Consider the following 23,100-nt stretch of genomic DNA (forward strand, 5'->3'; position numbering starts at 1 on the left):
AGACGCCTTCACGCGTCGATGCGGCGATTGTCTGAGCCTCGGGTTAGCCTGCCGTCACCATGACTCTCGAAGCGGCCCCCACGGCATCCGATGTCGTCGCCACCGCGCCTGTGCAGACGGTCTACGCGCCGACGCACGAGGTCGACGTGGCGCGCACCATGGGCGTGCACAGCAGGGGCACGGGTGACCCGACCTGTCGCGCGACTGGCGAGGGGTTCTGGCGCACCGTGCGAACGCCCATCGGCGCTGCGACTCTGCTTCTGCGTCAACGCAGGCACGGCATCGAGGCATTCGCCTGGGGCGGCGGCGCGCACTGGGTGATCGAACGGGTTCCCGCCCTTCTCGGCGCAGACGACGACTGGTCCGAGCTGTCACTGCACACCCATCCGGCGCTCGCGGAGGTGCGGCGGCGCAACCCGGGCATGCGGCTCAGCCGATCGGGACTCATGATGGAGGCGCTCGTGCCCGCGATCATCGAGCAGAAGGTCACCACGCTCGAGGCGCACCGGGCCTGGTACAAGCTCATCCGAATCCACGGAGACGTCGCGCCGGGTCCGGCCCCCGCTGGCATGCACGTCGCACCGCACGCCGACATCTGGCGCGGGGTTCCGTCGTGGCAGTGGCATCGCGCCGGGGTCGACCCGCGTCGCAGCCGCACGGTGGTGTCGGCATGCCAGATCGCCACCGCCCTCGAGCGGGCGGCGACGGTGGATGCGGAGACGGCCGCGAAACGGCTGCAGACACTGCCGGGTATCGGCCGGTGGACGGCCGCGGAGACGACGCAGCGCACCCACGGTGATGCCGACGCGGTCAGCGTGGGCGACTATCACCTCGCCGCTCACGTCGGCTATGCGCTGACCGGCTCGCCCGTCGACGACGACGGCATGCTCGAGTTGCTCGAACCGTGGCGCGGACACCGACAACGCATCGTGCGCCTCATTCTGGCCAGCGGCTTCGCCAAGCCCCGGCATGGCGCGCGAATGACGATCCAGGATCACCGGTCGCACTGACCCGGTGAGTCGGTTTCGCAGGGCAGAGCCGCGGCGCTCGGGCGTCGAGCATAGTTGCGGGCTGCGCTCCGCCTCCGACCGTTGTGGGCACGCACGTCATATCCTCGAAGAGTGACCTCTGCGAACCCGAACTCGCCCGACTTCGAGGCCGATCCGAGCCTTACGCCCGCCGATCTTGCGGCGCAGGCCGTGGCGCTCGTGCGTCGCTGGCTCGACGAGTCGAAAGACGTGGCTCCCGACCCGTCGGCCGAGCGTCTCGCCGGGGTGCTCGAAGACCCCGACGGCCTCGCATTCACCGTGGGCTTCGTCGACGGCGTCGCCCGGCCCGAAGACACTGCGGTCGCCGCCAAGAACCTGCAGGCTCTGGGGAGTCGGGTGCCCGCCTTTCTGCCGTGGTACCTGCGCAGCGCCGTCGTCGCCGGCGGAGTCTTCGGCGAGGTCGTTCCCGGCGTCGTCGTGCCGGCCGCTCGCAAGGTCCTGCGGCAGATGGTCGGACACCTCGTGGTCGACGCGACTCCGGCAAAGCTCGGGCTGGCCATCGCGAAACTGCGCTCCGACGGATCGCGGCTCAACCTCAATCTGCTCGGAGAGGCCGTCCTCGGCTCGGCCGAGGCACGGCGCCGCCTCGAGGGAACCGAGAAGCTGCTGGCCCGACCCGACGTCGACTACGTCTCGGTCAAGGTGTCGGCTGTCGCGAGCGACCTCTCTATGTGGGCATTCGACGAGACTGTCGAGCGCGTGGCCGAGACCCTGCTGCCGCTGTACCGGATCGCGTTGCCTCAGAACAAGTTCATCAACCTCGACATGGAGGAGTACCGCGACCTCGACCTGACCCTCGCGGTGTTCATGCGGATTCTCGACCGCGAAGAACTGCTCGGTTACACGGGCGGCATCGTGCTGCAGGCCTATCTGCCGGATGCGCTGGGCGCGATGCAGCGCCTGCAGAGCTGGGCGGCCGCGCGTCGTTCGCGTGGCGGGGCCCCCATCAAGGTGCGCGTCGTCAAGGGCGCCAATCTCGCCATGGAACACGTCGATGCGGCCATCCACGGGTGGCCGCTCGCAACCTACGACACCAAGCGCGAGACAGACACGAACTACAAGCGCCTGCTCGAGTGGGCGTTGACGCCCGAGCGCACCGATGCCGTGCGCATCGGGGTCGCCGGTCACAACCTGTTCGACATCGCGCTCGCCTGGCTGCTGGCCAAGAACCGTGGTGTGACCGAGAGCATCGACTTCGAGATGCTGCTCGGCATGGCGACGGCCCAGGCCGATGCGGTTCGCCGCGAGGTCGGCCAGCTGCTGCTGTACACGCCCGTCGTGCATCCCAAAGAGTTCGATGTCGCGATCAGCTACCTCGTGCGTCGCCTCGAAGAGAATGCGAGCGACGAGAACTTCATGTCGAGCGTCTTCGACATCGCAGCGAGCGACACGGCCTTCGAACACGAGAAGAACCGATTCTTGACCTCGGTCGATTCCCTGGGCGATGACGTGCCGAGCCGCCGCCGCACCCAGGATCGCGGTGATCTCTCTGAACTGGTGCGCGCCACCGAGTTCGAGAACACAGCAGACACCGACCCGTCGCTGGCTGCGAATCGCAGCTGGGGCCGGCGCATCCTGAGCCTCGTCGGGCCGAGCAACCGCATCGGTATCGAGACGATCGAGGCGGCCCGGGTCACCGACTCCGCCGTTCTGGATGGCATCATCCAGTCGGTTCGCGATGCGGGAGCCCGCTGGGGCATGCAGACCGGAGTCGAGCGTGCGGCCGTTCTGCGGCGTGCAGCGCTGGCGCTGGAGGGCAACCGCGACCGACTCATCGAGGTCATGGCCACGGAGACCGGCAAGACCATCGCCGAGGGCGACCCCGAGGTGAGCGAGGCGATCGACTTCGCCAACTACTACGCGGCCCGCGCCGAGGAGCTCGACCGCGTCGACGGTGCCGTGTTCGTGCCGTCGGCGCTCACGGTCGTGACGCCGCCCTGGAACTTCCCCGTCGCGATCCCCGCCGGCTCGGTGCTCTCTGCGCTGGCGGCCGGGAGCGGCGTGATCATCAAGCCCGCGCCGCAGGCGCGACGCTCGGCCGCAGTGCTCGTCGAGTCCCTGTGGGAGTCCGGCATCCCACGCGAGCTCCTCGCGCTTGTCGACATCGACGAGGGCGACCTGTCTCGACAGCTGATCGCCCACGAGAGCGTCGACCGGGTCATCCTCACCGGTGCCTACGAGACCGCGAAGCTCTTCCGCTCGTGGCGCCGCGATCTCTCCCTCCTCGCGGAGACGAGCGGCAAGAACGCCATCGTCGTCACTCCGGCCGCCGACCTCGACCTCGCGGTTGCCGACATCGTGAAGAGCGCCTTCGGTCACGCGGGCCAGAAGTGCTCGGCCGCGTCGCTCGTGATCCTCGTCGGTTCGGTGGCTCGGTCCGAACGCTTTCACCGACAGCTCGTGGATGCGGTGTCGTCGCTGCGGGTCGGCTACGCATCCGACCCGCTCACCGAGATGGGTCCGCTGATCGAGCCCGCCGACGGAAAGCTGCTCGAGGCCTTGAGCACTCTCGGCGGCGGTGAGAAGTGGCTGGTCGAACCCGTGCGGCGCAGCTCCGATGGACGACTCTGGACCCCGGGCGTGCGCGAGGGCGTCCTGCCGGGTTCCGCGTTCCACACCACGGAGTACTTCGGCCCCGTTCTCGGGATCATGCATGCGTCGACGCTGGAGCAGGCCGTCGAGTTCCAGAACGGCACGGACTACGGGCTGACAGCGGGGCTGCACTCCCTCGACGCGGCCGAGATCGAGCAGTGGCTGGCCACCGTCGAGGCCGGCAACCTCTATGTGAACCGAGGGATCACCGGCGCGATCGTGCAGCGGCAGCCCTTCGGCGGATGGAAGCGTTCGGCGGTGGGTGCTGGCGCCAAGGCCGGGGGGCCGAACTATCTGGTGCACCTGGGCTCATGGATGACCGAAGAGGGCACGCCGAGTCAGGGCCTCAGCAACGCGGGGCTCGACGGACGCGTCGGCGCGCTGCTCGACTCCGCACAGGCGGGCCTCGACTGGAACCACTTCGACATCGCCCGCCGTGGAGCAAAGAGCGACGCGGTCGCCTGGTCGGACTCGTTCGCGCCCGTCGACCGCTCGGGTCTCGGAGTGGAGCGCAATGTGCTGCGCTATCGCCCGGTTCCGGTCACGGTGCGACTGTCGGAAGACGGCGAGCGGCACGAGCTGCTCCGCGTGCTCTCGGCGGCCACGCTCGCGCGGTCGAAGGTCACCCTCTCGTCGGCGCACAAGCTTCCACGGCCGATGCGCGCCCTGCTCAAGGAGTGGGCCGTGCGCGTCACCATCGAGAGCGACGAGGCGTGGCTCGCGCGAGTCGCCGCGGAAGGGGTCTCGACCCCGCGCATCCGGCTCATCGGGGGCTCGGCCACGCAGCTCGCCGACGCGCTGGGCGACGAACCGGATGTCGCGGTGTACGCCGGTGAGGTCACGCGCGCCGGCCGCATCGAGCTGCTTCCCTTCGTGCGCGAGCAGGCGGTGAGCATCACGAACCACCGCTTCGGCAACCCGAGCGCGGTCACCGACGGACTGCTGTAGCTGCCGCCGGCCTGCTGCGGCTGCGCGGGGCTGAGGTGACGATTCGGGTGCGCCGGCACCGCTGAGGTGACGATTGCACTCGCCCGAAGTGTCATCTCGCCGCTGCGACACCTGGTGTTCACCTCGGTGCCCTAGCGTTCGCGCGTGATGTCATCCCGCCTCGAACGGCGCCTCGGTCTGGGTGACGCCGTCTTCATCGGTCTCGGGTCGATGATCGGCGCGGGAGTCTTCGCCGCATTCCAGCCTGCAGCGCAGATCGCGGGGGCCGGGATGCTCGTGGGTCTGGTCGTGGCGGCGATCGTCGCGTTCTGCAACGCGTCGTCGTCAGCGCAGTTGGCGGCGCAGTATCCGTCGGCCGGGGGAAGCTACGTCTACGGCCGCGAGGAGCTCGGACCGCGGTGGGGCTTCGCCGCCGGCTGGAGCTTTCTCATCGGCAAGTCCGCCAGCTCGGCCGCCATGGCCATGGTGTTCGCTGCCTACGCCGTCCCCTCCGAGTGGGCTCGACCGGTCGCGGTCGCCGTGGTCGTTGTGCTCGTCACGGTGAACCTCTTCGGCATCACCCGCACCGCACTGCTCACGAAGGTGATCGTGATTCCGGTGCTGGCGCTGCTCGCGGTGGTCATCGCATCCGGAGTGATCGGCGGAAGCTGGGTAGTTGTGCCCGAATACCTCCAATCGTGGTTCGGCGGGGGCGGGGAATGGAGGCTTTCGGGCACAGTTCCTGCGCACGCCGAGGCGGAAAGCGCGATCGGCGGTCCACTCGCCGTTCTGCAGTCGGCTGGTCTGCTGTTCTTCGCCTTCGCGGGGTACGCGCGCATCGCCACCCTCGGAGAAGAGGTGCGCAACCCGGCCAAGAACATTCCTCGGGCTATCGGCATCGCCTTCGCGGTCGTGGTGGTGATCTACGCCGCGGTCGGCGTGACCGCGCTCGGGGCGCTCGGCGCATCCGGTCTTGCGGCCACCGACAACCCGCTCGTCGACGTCGTGACGACCAATGGATGGGCGTGGGCCGCGCCGTTGGTGCGCATCGGGGCCGCTCTCGCCTCGCTCGGCGCGCTGCTGGCGCTCATCGCCGGGCTCGGCCGCACCGCCTTCGCGATGGCGCGCGAGGGAGATCTGCCGCGGTGGTTCAGCGCGGTGCATGCGCGTTACAAGACGCCCTATCGCGCGGAGCTCGTGGTGGGCGCCGTGGTCGTGGTGCTGGTGCTCGCGGCCGATCTGCGCGGAGTGATCGGGTTCTCGTCGTTCGGTGTGCTGCTGTACTACTTCGTCGCGAACCTGGCCGCGTTTCGGCAGGCCCGGGCGTTTCGACGGTATCCGCGTGCGGTGAGCGTGCTGGGAGCGCTCGGCTGCGCGGTGCTCGTGATCACGCTGCCGCTACCCGCGGTCGTGACGGGAGCACTCGTCGTCGTCGCGGGCTTCGTGTTGCGCGAAGTGCGCACGCGCACGCCGCGACTGAACTAGCGACGGCTACTGCGCCCGAACGAGCCTCGTGCCCTCGCGCCGCACTCTGTTCTCGGAGAGAGCCAGCGCGAGGCCGCGTTCGATCCACGTGCGCGTCTGCTCTGTGAGTCTCGAGTAGCCCAGCACCGAGGCGGTCTCGCGCAGCAGCTCGTCGGAGTCGATGGACAGCGATTCGGCGAGCAGAAGTTCGATCGCGTTCGCGATCTCCTGCGGGCTCACGTCGGTGACGGGCCGAACAGCGCTCGACGAGGTGCGACGTGCACCCCGCCAACTCGACGAGTCGAGGCTCGCCGGCCACACGAAGTCATCGGGGGCGACCGCGAACTCCTTGCGCACGATCTGCTGCAACAGGGCGCGCTTCGCATCGCCGACCCGGGTGTAGTCGAAGCGGTGGGCGATCGTGCCGATCAGGCGGTCGAGCGGGATCGGCCCCTCGGCCTCGAGGATGTCTGCCGCCATCGACCGGATGACAGGCTCGGAGTCGATGTTGTCGAGAGCGGACTGCGGATGGATCGCGCTGTCGTCCGCGGCCTCGAACACGGGCAGCTCGCGCGCGAGCGTCGACGTCGACACGGCGGTCGGGAACGCCTTCTCGGCCGCAGCGTCTGCAGCAGCCCGATCGGCCGCCTTGCCGGCGTCGCGCACGGCCTGGGCCGCATCCGCGTCGGGCAGTCGCGCACTGGCCGGGTGGTCGACAGCGACGACGATGCGAGCGATGAGGGCACTCCGGTCACGGATCCACGCGGGCAACCAGGCCCGGATCACGGCCGGCCACGACATCACGTCGACGAGCAGGTTCGGCGCGCCGTCGCGGTCGCTGACCGTGGCCCGCGAAGCCCAACCGGGCCCGTCGACCATCACGGCGACGGCCCACGACGTGTTGCCTGGACGGCGCACGGCGAGGTCTACGGTGAACGACGAGAGCCCGAGGCCGGTCTCGACCTCGAGGCCACGATCGCGGAGGGCGGTGGCGATCTCGTCGACGAATCGCCCGTGGTTGCCGGTCACCGCATCCTGCGCTCCGCCCCGACCTCCGCCGGGAAGCGCGCCGACGCTGCGGGTCGCGGCGAAGGTCAGATACGCCTTGAGGTCGGCGATGCCCTGAGCGCGCGAGCGGGTGAGTTGGATGTCGGCCGCGTCGAACGAGCTGAACAGCACGACCTGCCGCTTGGCGCGCGTCACGGCCACGTTGAGCCGGCGCTCGCCTCCGGGCAGATTGAGCGGCCCGAAGTTCAGAGGCAGCGTGCCCGTGTCGGGGTCTTTCGAGAAGGCCAACGAGAACAGGATCGTGTCGCGCTCGTCGCCCTGCACATTCTCGAGGTTCTTCACGAAGAGCTCCGATCCCGGGGCCGCGAGCAGCGCCTTCTGGATGACCGGGTCGGTGCTGTCTTCGAGCTTGTCGAGAATCAGGTCGCGCTGCTGCACGTTGAAGCAGACCACCCCGATCGATTCGCGCATCGTGGCGGGGGCGCGCAGGCGCGAGACGATCTCGTCGACGATGGCCTGCGCCTCGACCTCGTTCGTGCGCGTGCGTCCGCGGTCGAAGACGCCGTCGACGCGGCGCCAGCTGAGGCCGGTGGCGGTCGAGCCGGCCGGGGTCGCCTTCGCTCCGGCACTGCTGGGCGACGGCAGGCTCACCAGCTTGTTGCCGTAGTATGCGGCGTTCGAGAACGCGATGAGGCTCTCGTCCTGGCTGCGGTAGTGCCAGTTGAGCCAGAGCTGCGGCAGCCCCGACTCCACCGACTCGGTGAGGATCGACTCCAGGTCTTCGACGACCAGCGGCTCGTCGCGCCCGGGTGCCGGGGTGTCGGGACCCGTCGCATCCACCTGCATGATGCGCGTGGGCGGCATCTGCTTCGAGTCGCCGACCACGATCACGGCCTTGCCGCGGCCCATCGCGCCGATGGCCTGCGGAACCCTGATCTGCGAGGCCTCATCGAAGATCACCAGGTCGAACTCGATGCTGTCGGGATCGAGGAAGTGCGCCACCGAGCCGGGGCTCATGAGGAACACGGGCACGATCGAGGTGAGCGCTCGCGGGTAGCGGCGAGCCACCTCGCGGAAGGCGAGCCCCCCGCGCTTGCGCTCGATCTGGCGAGCGAGCTCTGCCACCTCGCCGCGCAACTCGTCGGCGTCGAAGGGCCGGGCGGCGAGCAGCTCGGAGGCGAGCTCGCTGCGCAGCTGCTCTCGCACGAGGGCGCCCTGGTCTCGGTACGCCGAGACGCTTCGGTCCTGGGCGTCGCCATCGAAGCTGTCGAGCTGGGTCGCCGCCAGTCGCTCGTCGAGCGACGCCGTGGCGAGCCCCCGCAGAAGGGCCTCGGATGCGTCGGCCGCCTCGATCTGGCCCGTCGCCAACTGCGTGCTGAAGCCTGCGAGACCCAGTTCGCGCAGGTGCTCGAGCTGGCGCCGCGTCTCAGCGAAGCGCTGAAGCTGCAGCAGTCCGGTGGCGCGCACGTCGATGAGCCAGGCGACCTCGTCGGTGGCCCAGGCAGAGACCCAGTCGCGGCCGTGAGCCCACTGCCGAACCGTCAGTCCGGTGGCCCCGACGGCGGCGAGCCAGCGGTTCCAGCTGGCGTCGATGTCGCGCACGATCGCGCCGTCGCGCACCGCGGCGTCGGCCTCGCCGGCGTCGCGCGCGTTCGAGATCCAGCCCCAGGCGCGCGGAGTGCGCTTCGCCAGCCAGACCGATCCGAGTGAGGTGCGCACAGCCGTGTCGAGCACGTTCTTCGCGTCGGGCGCGTAGGGCTGCCAGCCGGTCGGGAGGACGAGTCCCGCCAGAGCGGCCGCCTGGCGCTGGAGCTCCTGCGCATCCGATCGTGCGGCCTGAAGCCCGACGAGCAGCGGCGTGACCGCCTTGCCGCTCGGCTCGAACCCGGCGCGCAGCAGTGGCCGCAGACCCGCGCGGATCGAGCGGCGACGCAGCTCGGGCACGAACCAGGCGGCGTCGAGAGTGCCAGACCGCTCGGCCCACTCGTCGAGCTTGGGCGCCTCGATCGCCGCGGCAGACGCATTCGCGAGCACAGTGGCGTGACGCTCGAGGTAGTCGACGAGCCCGGCGCGCAGGGCATCGGATGCCTCGCGCCAGCTCGATCGGTCGATGGTCGCGAGCGCGTCGGTCGCCGGCAGCAGGCCGCGCGACCGGGCCTCGAGCAGGCGGGATGCGACGGGCAGCTCGGTCGCCGGGCGAAGGTCTCCGAGGGCGAGGCGAGCCTCGGACGAGAGCTCGTCGAGACGGGGGCGAACGGCTGCGAGATCGCGCAGCGAGTCGGTGACCGGAGCAACCTGCAGCTGGGCCGGATCGGTCGCCCCGGCGATGAGCCATGGGTGGCCCGGGCGCAGCCCGAAGCGCTGCGCGGCGTCGCGGAAGTCGCGGGTGAGAATCGTGGGGCTCTCCTCGGGGGTCGTCGTGAGCCAGTTCGCGGGCACGGCCGCCGTGGGCCCTTCGCCGAGCGTCGCGAGTGCGTCGTATGCCGACCAGACCGTGTAGCCGAGGGCGTTGGGCGAATGCACGCGCGCCGGATGCCGGTCGAGCTCGGCGATCGCCGAACGCAACCGTGTGTCGGCCAGCGCCCACGCGTGCGGGTCGGTGGGCACCCGCAGGCGCAGCGACTCGCGCAGCTGCTCGCGGATCGTGTTCATCGACTGCTTCGCACCGTGCAGTTCGAGGCTGAACGTGCCGAGGCCGATGGCGTCGAGGCGCCTCTTCACGACCTCGAGGGCGGCCTGCTTCTCGGCGACGAACAGCACCGTCTTGCCCTCGGTGAGTGCGTGCGCGATGAGGTTCGTGATGGTCTGCGACTTGCCGGTGCCCGGAGGGCCTTCGAGAACGAACGACTGGCCGCTCGTGGCGCGCACGACGGCAGCCATCTGCGAGCCGTCGGCCGCGATCGGCAGTCTCAGAGCGGCCTCATCGATCTCGGGCCGGGCGTTGCCGGCCGGCTCGACGAAGGTCTCGCCGGGTCGTTCGACCAGGTGCCTGACCACGGGGTTCGAGAGCAGAGAGCGCCAATTGTGCTCGAGATCCTTCCAGATCTGAAAGGTCGAGAACCGCAGGATGGCCAGGCTCACCGACTCCTCGAGTCGGTAGGGCAGCTCGGCTTCGGCGAGCTGGCGGCGGATTCCGTCGAAGACCGCCTCGATCGCGATTCCCGAGTCGTCGATGGCAGGCTCGCGCAGCTCGGAGAGGTCGAGCCCCTGCGTGGTCTCGAACCACTGCAGCAGACACAGGTTGGGAGTGGCCAGATCGTCGCCCTCGGCGGCGAGGAAGTAGGGGGTGAACGACAGGCCGCCGGTGAGCCGGACCGGCATGAGGAACAGGGGAGCACGGGCCTCGCGCCCATCCGGTCGTGTGTGAATCAGCGTGCCGAGCGTGAGGTACAGGTAATTGCTGCCCGTCTCCTGCTCGAGGGATTCGGCCTCGCGCTTCATGGCCCGCAGCTGCTTGCGGTGCTTCTCATCGTCGAGCTGGGAGAAGAGCGTGCGCGAGGTGCGGAAGACGGCGCTCAGCTCGTCGTGCGCGAGCGGCGTGTGCGAGTCGATGCCGTCGACCCGCTTGCGGCCGGATGCGTCGAGGCCGCTCGAGAGGCGCAGCTTGCGGCCCGCGTGCACGGCGTCGTCGATCGAGGGGAGCAGGCCCGGCGGCACGACGAGGTCGAGCACCTTCTGGGTGCGCGGCATGTTGAGCAGCGGATTGCGCAGGGTGAGGTCGAGCAGGTCGCGCTTCCAGTTGCGTACCCGCGCGGGGGAGTCGTCGTTGCGCTCGAGGCGGCTGAGCACGACGGCGTCTTCGGGGTCGATGGGGGATGCGCCTGGGGATGCGTCGGTAAGGGGAGCGTCTTCGACCGGGGCGTCTTCGACTGGTGCGTCTTCGAGAGGGGCGTCTTCGAGGGGAGCGTCGCCCGTGGGTTCGTCACCGTCGATCATCGGTGCTGCGTGTCTCGGTGCGCGCCTGACTGGCTCGCCGGTGTTGTTTTCCATGGTGCGTATCTCCCCTTGCATCCAGTGTCGCCGCTGGTGTGCGCGGGGCGTATGTGCCGAGCCGTGCTCGGAGAAATCGGGCGGCCGGATCGAACGATCCCGGACTCACCTACGCGCGTCGACTGCTCCTCCACAGGTTGCCTGTTTTGCACTTATCCACAGCCATATCACCTGATCAGGTATTGAATGCGCGAATCGACCCAGTGTCGGTGGCTGCTGTTTGACTTCTCGTATGACATCAACGATCCCGCTCCTCGAGCCCGACCCGTATGTGGTCGCACTCGAGCAGGTCGCCGCCCTCGACAGACAGATAGCAGCGCTGTCTGCGGCTAGGGCCGAACGCGTCACCCACGCGAGAAACCACCTGCACCGACAGACACCCACCGACACATCTACCGGCGGGCCCGTGTGGTCAACGGCTCGAGTCGAACGAGTCGAACTCATCACCGAACTGGCCCAGCTGACTCGCCGAACGGAGTACCGGTCCGCGACCCTGATCGACACCAGCACGGCGCTGGTCGACTTCCTGCCCGCAACACTGGCTGGCGTCGCTGCGGGCACGTTGTCATGGGAGCACGCCGAGGTCATCGCGAAGCACGCCGACGGCCTCGAGGGCGACGCATTGGTGTCGTATGACGCCCGGCTCGCGGCGCTGGCGGCGGAGGTGAACCCGAAGCAGCTCGACCGCAAGGCGCGAGCGCAGGTCGAGCTCTCCCAACCGTCCACCGCGGTCGAACGGGCCGAGAAGGCCGCGGCCACCCGGCGCATCTACGTCGATCCAGGGGCGGATGGCATGGCGTATTTGACCCTATTCGCTCCAGCACCGGAGATTCACGCGATCGCCGATCGGACGGCACGGTTGGCTGCTGGATTGCGGGCAGCGGGTGACCCGCGCAGCATGGGGCACCTGAAGCTCGATGTCCTGTGCGATCTGATGCTCAACGGAGAGACCTCGATCCCGGGGGCGACCCGAGGCGTCCGGGGCAGGGTGCACGTCATGGTCCCGGCGATGACCCTCCTCGGCGTGGGCGAGGAGGCCGCGATCCTCCGCGGCTACGGGCCCATCGATCCTGCGACGGCGGCGCAGGTGACGGCGGAGGCCACATCGTGGCGGCGCATTCTGACCGACCCCATCACGGGACGCATCCTCACGGCCGACCCGAGGGACTACCGGCCGACGGCACGGATGATCGACCACGCGAGACTCGTGCATCCGACGTGTGTGTTCCCGGGTTGCACGGTTCCGTCGGAGCGGGCTGATATCGACCACACCGAAGACCATGCCTTTGGTGGGCACACGACCCCAGAGAACCTTGCGCCACTAAGTCAGGGGCATCACAAGGTGAAGCACCACACGAGATGGCAGATCGTGCAGAACGGAGACGACACCCTCACCGCCACCTCACCAGCCGGCTACCGATACACGGTCAGTCCCGAAGGCAAGATGCAACCTGCGCCGCAAGAACTCCTCGGTCGCACCGCGGCCACGACGGCCACGACCGCCAATACCGAAGTCGCCACCCCCATCGCGACACCGGTCGAGATCGCTGCAGCGAGCCCGACGACAGTATTGGGGGAGGACCTAACGGACTGCCCCTTCTAGCAACCGCGTCCTTCGATGACTGCCCCTTCTAGAGCGGGCTTTGGTCAGGCGATCTAGAGCCGGCGTTGGTCAGGCGATCTAGAGCCGGCGTTGGTCAGGCGATCATGAACTCGCTCGGGTCGAGTGCTCGCTCGGTCACCCTGACATCGCCGATGTTGCCGACGAAGACCTGATCGAGCTTGCCCCCATAGTTGTAGCCGCCGAGCAGCCAGGGTTGGCCTGCCACAGCGAGACCGCTGTTCTTCGTCGACGGGTTTCGCGCTACGGGGCATCCGTCGACGAACATCGTCGTGTGCTTGCCGTTGTTGACGACGGCGACGTGCCACCACGAGGCGAGGGGCAGCTCGTGACCCCAGTTCGTGAGCGACCCGTCCTGGCTGGCGGGGTAGACGCACCATTGCAGTTCTCTATCGCTGGAGAGACTCAAGGTGACCGAGGGCTCCTGTGGATCTCCGCTGCTCGAGTGCGCCTTGCCCGCTTCGCCGGCAGACGACGACTGAGACAGAAGAGCGCAGAATCCGTTCGCGCTGCCGTCGAATGTGGTGGGCAGAAACAGAAACGCCTCGACCGTATAGCCGCTGAGGAACTGGTTGCTGTTCAGCGGTGCCTGGTCGACGGTCTTCAGATAGTCGCCTCCGGGGCGACCGCCGGTGAGCGATAGGCTGCCGGCTCCCGGCTGGTCGGGATGATGAGCATCCGACCAGAGAAGGGCGCCAGCCACCGCGCCGGGCCGATTGGCGACGACGAGATCGTTGCCGTTTCCGCTCAGATCGGCGACGCGCGTAGAGCCGCTGACATTCGCACCATTCGGCTGCCCGTCGAAGCGCCAGTAGGCGGTGGTGCCCGAGACGAGCATGCTCTGCGCGGAGCGTGCTGGGCGCACGGGCACCGGTGCGAACCCCGAGAACCGTTCGGCGAAATCGATCGGCATGGTGAATCGGTCGATGTCGCCGCTCAGACGCGTCTCCTGCTCGGCGAGCTCGTTCGGTGTCTTCAGTCCACCGTCGATCAGGAAGGGCGAGAGTGTCTCGACGTCGATCACATTGCGCTCCGTGTCGAAGTGGTAGAGCCTGATCATCGCCGCGCCGCCGTAGTAGCGGTTCTGGTAGTTCGTGAGGTGCAGGTCGACGGCGTGACCGGCCGAGTTGACCGCCGTCGTGCGACCCGGTCCCCAGTAGTGGCCGTTGAGGGTCAAGAAGATCTGGTCGTGGCTCGAGACGAACGAGTCCCAGAGCCCCTGCCCATACGCGTCGAACGTCGCAGAGCCGTCGGCGGCCGAGTCGACGAGGGTGTGCGAGGTGAGGATGACGGGGGATCCGGGGTGCGCCGCCAGCACGGAGTGCGCCCAGGCGAGCCCGCCGGCGCTGGTTCGCCAGTCGAGCGCGAGCACGAGCCAATCGCGGCCCGCCGCCGTAAAGACATGGGCCGTGTTGTAGCCGTCGGGCGACGCGTCGACGAAGCTGTCAGAGCCCCTGAACCGAGACGGTCCGAACACGTCGAGGTAGGCCGTCTGTCCTCGCTGATCGTCGGTCGACGCGTCGATGTCGTGATTGCCCGCCAGAACGCTGTAGGCCGCACCCGCGTTGTCGAAGAGAGCGAATTCAGCGCCGGCGGCGGCCATCTCCGCAGCTGCCCCGTTCTGGGTGAGGTCGCCGAGATGCGCGAGGAAGACGATGTTCTGGCGTTTCTGCTCGGAGAGGACGTAGTGCAGCGATGCCCGCAGAGGCTTCGGATCGATCGACGCGCCGTCGAACATGTACTGGGTATCGGGCATCACCGCGACGGTGAAACGCGGCGAGGGGAGGTCGGGCGACCACTTCTTCGCAGAGGTCGGGGGCGAGGCGAGCGACGGAGCCGACGATGCCCCGGCCAGGAGCGAGTCGGCTACCAATGGTGATGCCGCGGCGGGCCCCGCAGACCCCATACCGGCTGCGGCGAGGGCTCCCACGGCTCCGCTGGCGGCGAGGAATCCGCGGCGGGAGAGGCCGGGACGGTCGTGATCTTCGATGTGTTCGGGCACGGCGTCGAGTTTTCTCTGCTTCTCACCTCGGCGATCGACGGCACGGTGAATGGGCGCTGAACAGCGGATGGCGATGGCCGAAAAGAAAGGAGATGCCGAGTAAGTCCAGGGTTGGTTCCCAGCCTGTGGGTCACGACGAAGGGGGTGCCGCGAGTCCCAGTCGGGGGTAGAGCTCGGTGAAGGCATAGGGGAGCCCGCCTCGCAGGGCTGTCACCACATGGTCGGCGCCCGGCACTACGTAGTTCTTGGTCGTGAAACCGGCCGCTTCGGCCAGGGCGGCGTTGTTGACAGCGAACTGCGTGTACTCCGGGTCGTTCTCGCCCGCGGTGAAGATCGCCACGTGCGACGTATATTTTCCTGCGTTCTTCTGGAGCCAGGCCGCGGGCTTGGCGGCTGCGAAGGCGCCCGCGTCTCCGCCGTATCCGTCGGCGATGGCTGCCGCCTCGTTCTCGTCTCCGGGCCACTCGTTGCCCGAGATGTCCACGAGGTTCCCCCAGATCTCCGGATACTTGCTCGCCCAGGTGAACGCGCAGGAGCCGCCGTTCGAGTACCCCGCGATCGTCCAGTACTGAGGGTCTTGCAGGATGTTCAGCCTGCTCTTCGCGTAGGCGACGATGTCTTTGTTGAAGTAGGTGTCGACGCCGCCATATCTGGCCGAGTCGGCGCACACCGGGTCGGTGTCGGGGTTTCCGAGTTGATCGGCGATGATCACGATAGGAGCGAGACCCTTGTTCTTCGCCGCCACCTCGTCGAGTGCCGCGGCGATGAAGTCCGGCTGAGGGTTGCCGGGCTGGCCCATCATCATGACCACCAGGGGAAGCGCGGGCGGGTTCGCGACCTGAGCTGCCGGTGGGAGGTAGATCGAGGCCTCGCGGGGCACGAACGCTGTACTCGACGAGATCGCATCGGCGCCGGTCAGCAGGCCGGTCTTTCCCGTGGCAGGCATGTCGGACGGAGGATCCCAACTCGCGTACAGCGGTGTTGAGGCGACGGGAGCCGTGCCCGTGGGGGCGGGCTGGGGGCGGCTGAGCCCGTCGATCGCGTTCCCGGTAGAGACACCGAGGGCAGATCCGATCGTGCGGTTGATCCCGAATCCGGCATTCACGCCGAGGGTGGCCGAAAGTAGTCCGAGAACGATCAGGGCCACAGCGGCGACCTTTCGCTTGCGCGACGACCTCACCATGCTCGCGATGGCGAGCCCGATGGCCGCGAACAGCGCGGCGAGCCAGGGTGCGGTCGGGGTGGGCAACGGCACGCCGACGACGCCGGAGGCGTCGACGATGGCGACGAGGGTCAGCCCCAGCGCGGCGCCGACAAACATGCTGACGGAGGCTACGACCAGCCATCGACGGGCGGGTCGTCGGGTGGGTCGGCGGAGGACGAGGAGAACGGCGCCCACGGCGGAGACTGTCCAGATCGCGACGGGAAGCGGGCCATCGACGATGTCGATGTCGTAGAACCAATGCAGCACGGTGCGCCTCCTGGGACACCATCTCATGTCTGCCGATGTCGTTTGGGGCGTGGGCGGGGCAGTCTCGCGAAAGACCAAGCGAGTTGGCAGGCTGATCTCAGCCGAGCGTCGTGCCATCGGCGCTTGAATCGTCTTGTGGTCTCGACACGACTCAGATCAAGATTCCAGCAGTCCCTTCGCAGACGACCTCTTCTGTTGGCGTTCTGGTCGGCATTGTTCCTGGTGGCCTCGATCTGGATCTGCAATGAGCACGGCTGGAACCCGCTCGAAGACATCGGCACCGTCCGCCACGGGCCCCTCTGGATCATCATGATCGGGTTGCCCCTGTGGGCCTTCGGCATCGTACTCGGCGTCGGCCGAGCGGTATCCGGGTTTCGTGAGCGTCGGCGGGTGAAGAGCGCTGCGGGCATGAGGCAGAGCGCGGACCCTGGCGTGCGCGACGGACAGGTGTAGTCGTGGTCGAGATTCGTGCCGTTGGATTCGATCTGGACGGCACGCTGTTCGACCATCGAGGTTCGGCGATCGTCGGCGTTGATCGTTTTCTCGAGTCGCTCGGAGTCGAGCCGACGGAGCATGCCCGCACGCTGTGGTTCGCCGCCGAAGACGAACAGATCGAACGATGGCGATTGCGTCGGATCGACTTTAAGGAGCAGCGTCGCGAGAGACTGCGGACGGTGCTGCCGGCACTGGGAGTACCGACTCCCTCCGAGGTGGCGGAACTCGACGCGCTCTTCGAGCGCTACCTGGCGGGCTACAGGGCCGCCTGGCGCGCCTTTCCAGACAGTGTCGAACTGGTGCGGCGCGTGAAGACCACCGGGCGCCGGGTGGGGTTGTTGACGAACGGGGCAGAGGAGCAGCAGCTCGACAAGCTGCGCGTCACGGGACTGCTCGAGGTCTTCGACCACATCTGCATCTCCGAGCGCATCGGCGTGCAGAAACCCGATCCGCAGGCCTTTCGTCTGCTGGCGGCAGGGCTGGGTGTCGACCCCGGGGAGTGCCTATTCGTCGGAGACAACCCGCTACACGACATCGACGGCGCGCGCGCCGTGGGCATGACCGCTTTGCTGGTCGACCGTTACGGCGCACACAGTGAAGGCATTGCCGGAGCCGTTATAGCCCGGTTGGCCTGACGGCAGACACGGACCGCCCGAAGCAGCGCGACTGGGGACCTCCGATATACGAGCCGAAAAGGGGAATGGTCTCGTACCCCTCGCGCTCGTAAAAACGGATGGCGTCGGGTTGCTGAGTTCCCGTCTCCAATACGACCCGACGTGCTCCCAATTCGGCGGCCGCGGTCTCCAACGCTCTCAACAAAACGGTTGCCACGCCCGTGCCTCGCGCATGCGGTGCCACGTACATCCGTTTTATCTCAACGGAGTGCGCTCCGACGATCGTCTCGTCGAGTGGGCGCAAACCGCCGCAGGCGATGGCGCGGCCGGAGGGATCTGTGGCGAGGAGGAACACGGGAACATCGTCGGCGGACGGAGGGGTTCCTGGCTCGTGGTCGCTGCTTCCGTATCGCGCGTCGAGCTCTCGGCGTTGTTCGCGCCTCAGCCGATCGGCATCGGGGTGGTCATAGGCGACGGGGGAAATATTCCAGTTCACGAAGATCCTTTCGGTGACAACCGTTACGGTAACAGATGTTACGCTTGAAAGATGCCCCGTGTTCGAGATGATGAAGCGATCCGTCGGCGTCTGTCTGAAGCTGTCTTCCTCACGCTCGCCGACCGCGGACCGACCGGGTTGACGCTCAGGGCTGTGGCAGAGCGAGCGGGATGCTCGACCGGTCTTGTTCTGCACACCTTCCGCGATAAGCGTGAGCTCCTCTTGCACGCGCGCGACGTTCTGCACGAGCGCACACGGGTGCGCTCCGATGCGCTCGAGAGCGAAGCTCCCGATGTGGCGACCGCATTGCGCGAAGTTGTCTTCCAGGCGCTCCCGAGTGACTCCGAGAAGCTCGCCGAAGCCAGGGTGTGGATCGGCTTCCTCGCGGCGGCGCTGAGCGACCCGGTTCTGGCCGAGCGTCACGCGCTGCACAGCCGGGCATTTGCGACGCGTCTGGTTCGGTTGCTCGAGGCGTCAGGCGTCGCAGATGAGGCGACTGCTCGTGAGGAGGCGTCGACATTGGCGGCCGCCGTCGAAGGCGTGTCGACCCTCGCGGCAGGAGACCCCGAGCGCTGGCCCGCGAGTCGTCAGCGTCGCGCACTCGAACTGGTGCTGGCCGCCACCGCGACCCCACGCCCGCTAGCGTAGGAGCGTGCGCGAGCTGACCCCCGAAGACGACGAGCCCGTGGGTCGCACGCCCGGCGGGCGCCAGCTCGGCCCCGCACCCACCATCCACGATGTGGCGGCGGCCGCGGGTGTCTCGAAGTCTGTCGTCTCGAGGGCCCTGTCCGGCGCCCCGGGGGTGGCGGCGCGCACGGTGGCGAAGGTGAAGACGGCGGCCGACGCGCTCGGCTATGTGGCCAACGCGAACGCCCGCGGCATGTCGGCTCATCGCACCCATACGCTGGGCGTCTTCGTGCGGGATGCCGCGACGCCGTTCTATGGCCACCTCCTGACGGCGTTCCAGGAACAGGCGTCGGCCAGGGGGTACCGCGCGGTCACCGCGACCGGTTCCGGCACCTTTCCGATCGAGGAGGAGCGGCGGGCCCTCGAGACGCTCGTCTCGCTGCGTGTCGAGGGGCTCATTGTCTGCAGCGGCGCTCTGCCCGTCGAAGACATCATTCCTTTCGCTCGCCGGATCCCGACCGTGATCGCGGGTCGACCGGAGGCCGACCCCTCGGTGAGCAGCGTCTACTGCGACGAGGTCGGCGGCGGTCGAGGGCTGGCGGAGCGAGTGGCGATCCTCGGTCACCGCCGCGTCGCCGTGATGACGCACACAACCGAATCGTCGATCACTCAGTCGGCGCGCACGATCGCGATGGTGGAGCGCCTGCGTGAGGCGGACGTCGAGGTTCTCGCCTTTCGTTGCGAGGACTTCGGCGGAGACGTCGAGCGTGCTGATTCGATCGTGCAGGCGATAGTGGCTGCCGGCGGCGTGACCGCGGTGATGGCTCCGAGCGATTCGTGGGCGATCTCGGTTCTCGAATCCCTGCGCCGCATGGGCCTCAGTGCCCCCGCTGACATCTCGGTGACGGGGTACGACGGCGTGCGCCCCTTCACGACCAGCCTCCTCGGCATCACCTCGTGGCGACAGCCGCTGAGTCTTATAGGACGACTCTCCGTCGATGATGTCGTCGATCAGATCGAGGGCCTTGCCGAGGGTGCGCGTCATCGCTCGATCGCGGGCGAGCTGATCGAAGGCCGGACTGCGGCGGCCGTCTAGCCCTCGTCATCGTTCGTTCACCCAGTGGACGTCTGCGCGTTCATCTCTTCCGGGACGGCTGTGCTCAGAATAGGGAACGTTCCCTATCCCGACGATACCCACCAGAAAGCGAGATCGTGTGAACGACCACATCGCCCACAAGCTGCCCCGTGACGACAGCGACCCGTTCCGTTACGGCATCTATCTGCGACCCGACCCCAAGACGTGCCGCGCGGTGACCGTCATCACCGATCAATTGCGCGCGCAGTACGGTCTTCTCTCGGCGGGCGCGTTTCCCCCGCACGCGACCCTCGTCGGCAGCCAGCCCTTCGGCTTCAGCGAGAACGAGGTGATCGCGGCCGTGACCGCGCTGCTCGCGAATCGCGAGGCGTTCGAGGTGCACAATGCGGGCATCCGAGCCCCTGGAATCGGTTATGTATACGACGTGAGCCAGAACGCCGACGGCACCGAGAACGAGGCGCTGGTGAGCCTCGCTCGTGACATCGAGGCCGCGGTGGAGCCGTTCCGGCGCCCCATGAACAACCCGTTGCCCAATGACTTCGTGCCCGAGCTGTTTCGTGGGCACCTCTCGCTGGCCTCGCACGACCTCTACGAGAGGCCCGACCTGCGCGACGAGGTCGGCGAGTTCATTAGAGAGCTCGAGGTGCCGGTGCCGAGCGGATTCGCGGGGCGCTCGGTTGTGATGTACCGCACGGCGAGCCCTGATTGGTCGGGCCGTTGGTGGAAGACGATGACGTGGGAGCACGTGCACAGCTGGCAGCTGACCAGCGCGTGACCGTGTGACCGCCTGACCCAGGGGCCGGATGCCGCGAGCCCGGCCGCCCTCGCGGCGGCCGGCGGCATCCGGTCTCGCTAGGCCGCCGGGAACCAGTGAGCCGACAGCTCGCGTACCCGCGTGATGAGGGCGGTGTGGTCTCCACCGGCTCCCATCGCCACGTAGTCCAGGCTGTTCTGTGGTCTGTCGACTGCGACGCCCTCGCGGAAGCCGGCGTAGCTGCCGCCCGCGCGACGCAGGATATGCGCCCCGGCCGCGACATCCCACGGGCTCGTGTCGAAGCCCATCGTCGCGTCTGACCAGCCCGCCGCGACGTGCACCAGGTTCAGTGCTCCGCTGCCGGTGCTGTGGTGGTGCTGGTAGCCGGCGGTGATCTGCGCGAGCAGCTCGAAGGCGGCGTCGCCGAGCAGATCGACATCGTGCCGGTTCGGAAAGCTGGTGAGCAGCGTCGAGCGGTCGTCGGGGGCCGAGGCTGAACGCATGGGGGTGCCGTCGAGGGTGGCCTCGTCGGCGCCGGCGGAGAAGAGATGGTCGGCCATCGGGTCGAGCACGACTCCCGCGACCACCTCGCCGTCGACTTCTGCGGCGATCGAGATGCACCAGTACGCCAGGCCGCGGGCGAAGTTGGCGGTGCCGTCGATGGGATCGATGATCCAGCGCAGCCTCGCCTCGCCAGAGCTGCCGGTCTCTTCGCCGAGGATCTGCGACCCGGGGGCGCCGCTCTGCAGCACCTCGCTGATGACGCGCTCCGCCTCGCGATCGTGTTCGGTCACCACGTCGTGCGCGTCGCGCTTGAACGAGATGTCCATGTCGGAGCGGAAGGCCGCGCGGAGTGCCGGTGCGGCCGTGCGGGCAGCGGTTTCCGCGAGAGCGGCAAGCGCATTCGGGTTGTCGATCATGTCGGGGGTCATAGTGCTCCTACTCGGGTTGATAGGGATTGATTCAGGCCTTCCTTAACGCCGAGTGAACGCTCGGCGACCGGATGCTCGCGCCGCTTGACCGTGCATCCAGGGGTGTCGGAGAGTTGACCCGTCCCAAAAAGGGAACGTTCCCTATTATCCGAGAGGATGCTGAATGTCGGCCTCGATCACCGCAGAACGACGCGTCGCCGTGGGCAGCCGCCGCGTGCCGTCGGCGCAGTCCTGGCTCCGCTCCGACCGACGCGTCGGAGTCGCGCTCCTCGTACCCGCCTTCGCCGTTTTCGCGGTCTTCGTGTTCTACCCGCTCGGCAAGGTCATCTGGCTCAGCACGCAGGGAACAGACATCTTCGGTCAGGCGGCGGGCTTCGTGGGCGCGAAGAACTTCGTCACGATCTTCACCGACCCGCAGTTCGGCGCGACGATGCTGCGCACGGGGGCATTCTGCCTGGCCGTGGTGGCCGGACGGATCGTGCTCGGGTTGCTCATCACCATCCCGCTCACCACGAAGCTGCGCGGAATCCCGGTGTTCCGGGCGCTGCTCACGTCGCCCATGGTCGTCAGCGTCTCGGCGGCATCCGTCGCCTTCGCGGCCATGCTCGCGCCGGGCAACGGCCTCGTAAACTCCGTGATCACGCGCTTCGGCGGCTCCGACATCCCCTTCCTCACCAGCACGCAGTGGGCCTTCGCCAGCGTGATCGTCGTCACGGTGTGGGGCTCGATCGGATTCACCGTGCTGCTCCTGCTCGGCGCTTTCGGTGCCATCGACCACGACGTCATCGAGGCGGCGCACCTCGACGGGGCAGGGCCTCTTCGAACCCTCTGGTCTATCTCGCTGCCTCTCGTGACCCCCACGCTGTTCTTCATCGTGGTGACCGGAGCCGTCGAGGCGCTCACGACCTTCGGTCAGATCCAGATCCTCACCGGAGGAGGACCCGCGAATTCCACCACGACGCTCGTCTACAACATCTATCAGTCGGCGTTCGGGGCGGGCAGCGCCAACTTCGGCCTGGCCGCGGCACTCGGAGTCGTGCTCTTTCTGCTGGTACTCGCTTTGTCGCTCGTGCAGTTCGGCGTTCTCGAGAAGCGAGTGAACTACTGATGCGTCAGCCCACAAGACGATCCTCGACGCGCGCCCGGATACGCGGCGCCCTGCTCTACGGCTGGCTGGTCGCCGCGGTCATCGTGGTGTGCTTCCCGCTCTACTACATCTTCGAGGGCGCGCTGACGCCCACGGCCTGGCTCGATCAGGGGCTGGAGGGGCTCCTGCCCGTCCACCTCACCCTCGACAACGTGATCCGCGCCACCCAGGTCATTCCGCTCGGGAGGCAGTTCGGCAACAGCCTGGTGGTGACGATCTGCCAGACCGTGCTGCAGGTCGCCATCGGCATCGCCACCGCGTACGCGCTCGTCTTCTGTCGTCTGCGCGGCACCCGGGCGCTGTTTCTGGTGCTGCTGTCGAGCATGATGATCCCGGCCGAGACGACCCTCATCGCCAACTACCTCACGATCTCGTCATGGCACCTCATCGACACCGTGCCCGCCGTGTTCCTTCCCTTCGTGGCCTCTGCCCTCAGCATCTTCCTGTTCCGCCAGGCGTTCCTCAGCTTTCCGGGCGAGCTGCGTGACGCCGCGCTGCTCGACGGAGCCGGACATTTCCGCTTCATCCGGTCGATGCTGTTGCCGGTCGTCCGGCCGACCCTCATCTCGGTGACGCTGGTCAGCGCGACGGCCGCCTGGAACGGTTTCTTCTGGCCCCTTCTCGTGACCAACTCTCCCGATAACAGAACCGTGCAGGTAGGCATCGCTCAGCTGTCGAACGCCGAGGCCACCGACGTCGGCGTCGTGCTGGCCGGCGCCGCCATGGTGACCCTCCCCGTGCTCATCGTCGTGCTCCTCGCACAGCGATTCCTCGCCGGCGGCATCACCGCCGGCGCCCTCAAATAGAACCCGATC

Annotated in this window: 16 protein-coding genes; 11 read left to right on the forward strand and 5 right to left on the reverse strand. The window is 67.9% G+C overall.

The genetic code is table 11. From position 1 onward, the window contains the following. Positions 1-59: 59 nt before the first annotated feature. From ASF79_RS00500 to ASF79_RS00510, 3 genes are all read left to right on the forward strand, one after another. Positions 60-1,010 (forward strand): DNA-3-methyladenine glycosylase family protein, encoded by a 951-nt coding sequence (locus ASF79_RS00500; RefSeq protein ID WP_055850696.1) that lies wholly within the window; start codon positions 60-62, stop codon positions 1,008-1,010. 111 nt (positions 1,011-1,121) lie between these two features. After that, on the forward strand, positions 1,122-4,589 hold the full coding sequence (locus ASF79_RS00505) for a proline dehydrogenase family protein (RefSeq protein ID WP_055850699.1): 3,468 nt from the start codon (positions 1,122-1,124) through the stop codon (positions 4,587-4,589). 147 nt (positions 4,590-4,736) lie between these two features. Next, positions 4,737-6,053, forward strand: a complete 1,317-nt coding sequence (locus tag ASF79_RS00510) for an APC family permease (RefSeq protein ID WP_055850702.1) — start codon at positions 4,737-4,739, stop codon at positions 6,051-6,053. Between the two features lie 6 nt (positions 6,054-6,059). Here the strand turns inward: ASF79_RS00510 and ASF79_RS00515 are convergent, their stop codons facing one another. Beyond that, complete coding sequence (locus tag ASF79_RS00515) at positions 6,060-10,976, reverse strand: DUF3320 domain-containing protein (RefSeq protein ID WP_055850706.1); 4,917 nt, start codon at positions 10,974-10,976, stop codon at positions 6,060-6,062. Between the two features lie 286 nt (positions 10,977-11,262). Here ASF79_RS00515 and ASF79_RS00520 point away from each other — a divergent pair, with 286 nt between their 5' ends. Further along, entirely contained in the window at positions 11,263-12,633 is a 1,371-nt protein-coding gene (locus tag ASF79_RS00520) for an HNH endonuclease signature motif containing protein (RefSeq protein ID WP_055850710.1), read from the forward strand. Between the two features lie 94 nt (positions 12,634-12,727). Here the strand turns inward: ASF79_RS00520 and ASF79_RS00525 are convergent, their stop codons facing one another. Together ASF79_RS00525 and ASF79_RS00530 are read right to left on the reverse strand one after the other, a co-directional pair. Beyond that, entirely contained in the window at positions 12,728-14,653 is a 1,926-nt protein-coding gene (locus tag ASF79_RS00525; RefSeq protein WP_055850713.1) for a LamG-like jellyroll fold domain-containing protein, read from the reverse strand. Positions 14,654-14,783: 130 nt separating this feature from the next. After that, the gene (locus ASF79_RS00530) at positions 14,784-16,124 is read right to left on the reverse strand and encodes an alpha/beta hydrolase (RefSeq protein ID WP_055850716.1); all 1,341 of its coding nucleotides are present in this window, start codon (positions 16,122-16,124) and stop codon (positions 14,784-14,786) included. A gap of 135 nt (positions 16,125-16,259) precedes the next feature. On the opposite strand from ASF79_RS00530, the gene ASF79_RS00535 reads away from it, so the two are divergent. Together ASF79_RS00535 and ASF79_RS00540 are read left to right on the forward strand one after the other, a co-directional pair. Next, positions 16,260-16,577 carry a hypothetical protein gene (locus tag ASF79_RS00535; RefSeq protein ID WP_156366114.1) on the forward strand — a complete coding sequence of 106 codons (318 nt, stop codon included), beginning with the start codon at positions 16,260-16,262 and terminating at the stop codon, positions 16,575-16,577. A 2-nt stretch (positions 16,578-16,579) separates the two neighbouring features. Further along, positions 16,580-17,254 (forward strand): HAD family hydrolase, encoded by a 675-nt coding sequence (locus ASF79_RS00540; protein WP_055850721.1) that lies wholly within the window; start codon positions 16,580-16,582, stop codon positions 17,252-17,254. On the opposite strand, the gene ASF79_RS00545 is transcribed toward ASF79_RS00540, so the two are convergent. Continuing rightward, a complete protein-coding gene (locus ASF79_RS00545) occupies positions 17,235-17,729 on the reverse strand; it encodes a GNAT family N-acetyltransferase (protein ID WP_055850724.1) in 495 nt (164 codons plus the stop codon). The two genes, ASF79_RS00540 and ASF79_RS00545, sit on opposite strands and share 20 nt — an antisense overlap. Before the next feature lie 51 nt (positions 17,730-17,780). On the opposite strand from ASF79_RS00545, the gene ASF79_RS00550 reads away from it, so the two are divergent. From ASF79_RS00550 to ASF79_RS00560, 3 genes are all read left to right on the forward strand, one after another. After that, a complete protein-coding gene (locus ASF79_RS00550; RefSeq protein ID WP_055776845.1) occupies positions 17,781-18,377 on the forward strand; it encodes a TetR/AcrR family transcriptional regulator in 597 nt (198 codons plus the stop codon). Between the two features lie 4 nt (positions 18,378-18,381). Further along, positions 18,382-19,452: a LacI family DNA-binding transcriptional regulator gene (locus ASF79_RS00555; RefSeq protein ID WP_156366115.1), complete on the forward strand. Its 1,071-nt coding sequence runs from the start codon at positions 18,382-18,384 to the stop codon at positions 19,450-19,452. Between the two features lie 118 nt (positions 19,453-19,570). Continuing rightward, positions 19,571-20,227: a hypothetical protein gene (locus ASF79_RS00560; protein ID WP_055850727.1), complete on the forward strand. Its 657-nt coding sequence runs from the start codon at positions 19,571-19,573 to the stop codon at positions 20,225-20,227. Positions 20,228-20,304: 77 nt separating this feature from the next. Here the strand turns inward: ASF79_RS00560 and ASF79_RS00565 are convergent, their stop codons facing one another. Further along, the gene (locus ASF79_RS00565) at positions 20,305-21,138 is read right to left on the reverse strand and encodes an inositol monophosphatase family protein (protein WP_055850731.1); all 834 of its coding nucleotides are present in this window, start codon (positions 21,136-21,138) and stop codon (positions 20,305-20,307) included. 163 nt (positions 21,139-21,301) lie between these two features. On the opposite strand from ASF79_RS00565, the gene ASF79_RS00570 reads away from it, so the two are divergent. Further along, a complete protein-coding gene (locus ASF79_RS00570; RefSeq protein WP_055850734.1) occupies positions 21,302-22,246 on the forward strand; it encodes a carbohydrate ABC transporter permease in 945 nt (314 codons plus the stop codon). After that, positions 22,246-23,091 carry a carbohydrate ABC transporter permease gene (locus tag ASF79_RS00575; RefSeq protein WP_055776832.1) on the forward strand — a complete coding sequence of 282 codons (846 nt, stop codon included), beginning with the start codon at positions 22,246-22,248 and terminating at the stop codon, positions 23,089-23,091. Before ASF79_RS00570 ends, ASF79_RS00575 begins: the two co-directional genes overlap by 1 nt. The last annotated feature ends 9 nt before the right edge of the window (positions 23,092-23,100 follow it).

The organism is Agreia sp. Leaf335 (assembly GCF_001423605.1).
In the GTDB taxonomy this organism is placed as follows: domain Bacteria; phylum Actinomycetota; class Actinomycetes; order Actinomycetales; family Microbacteriaceae; genus Agreia.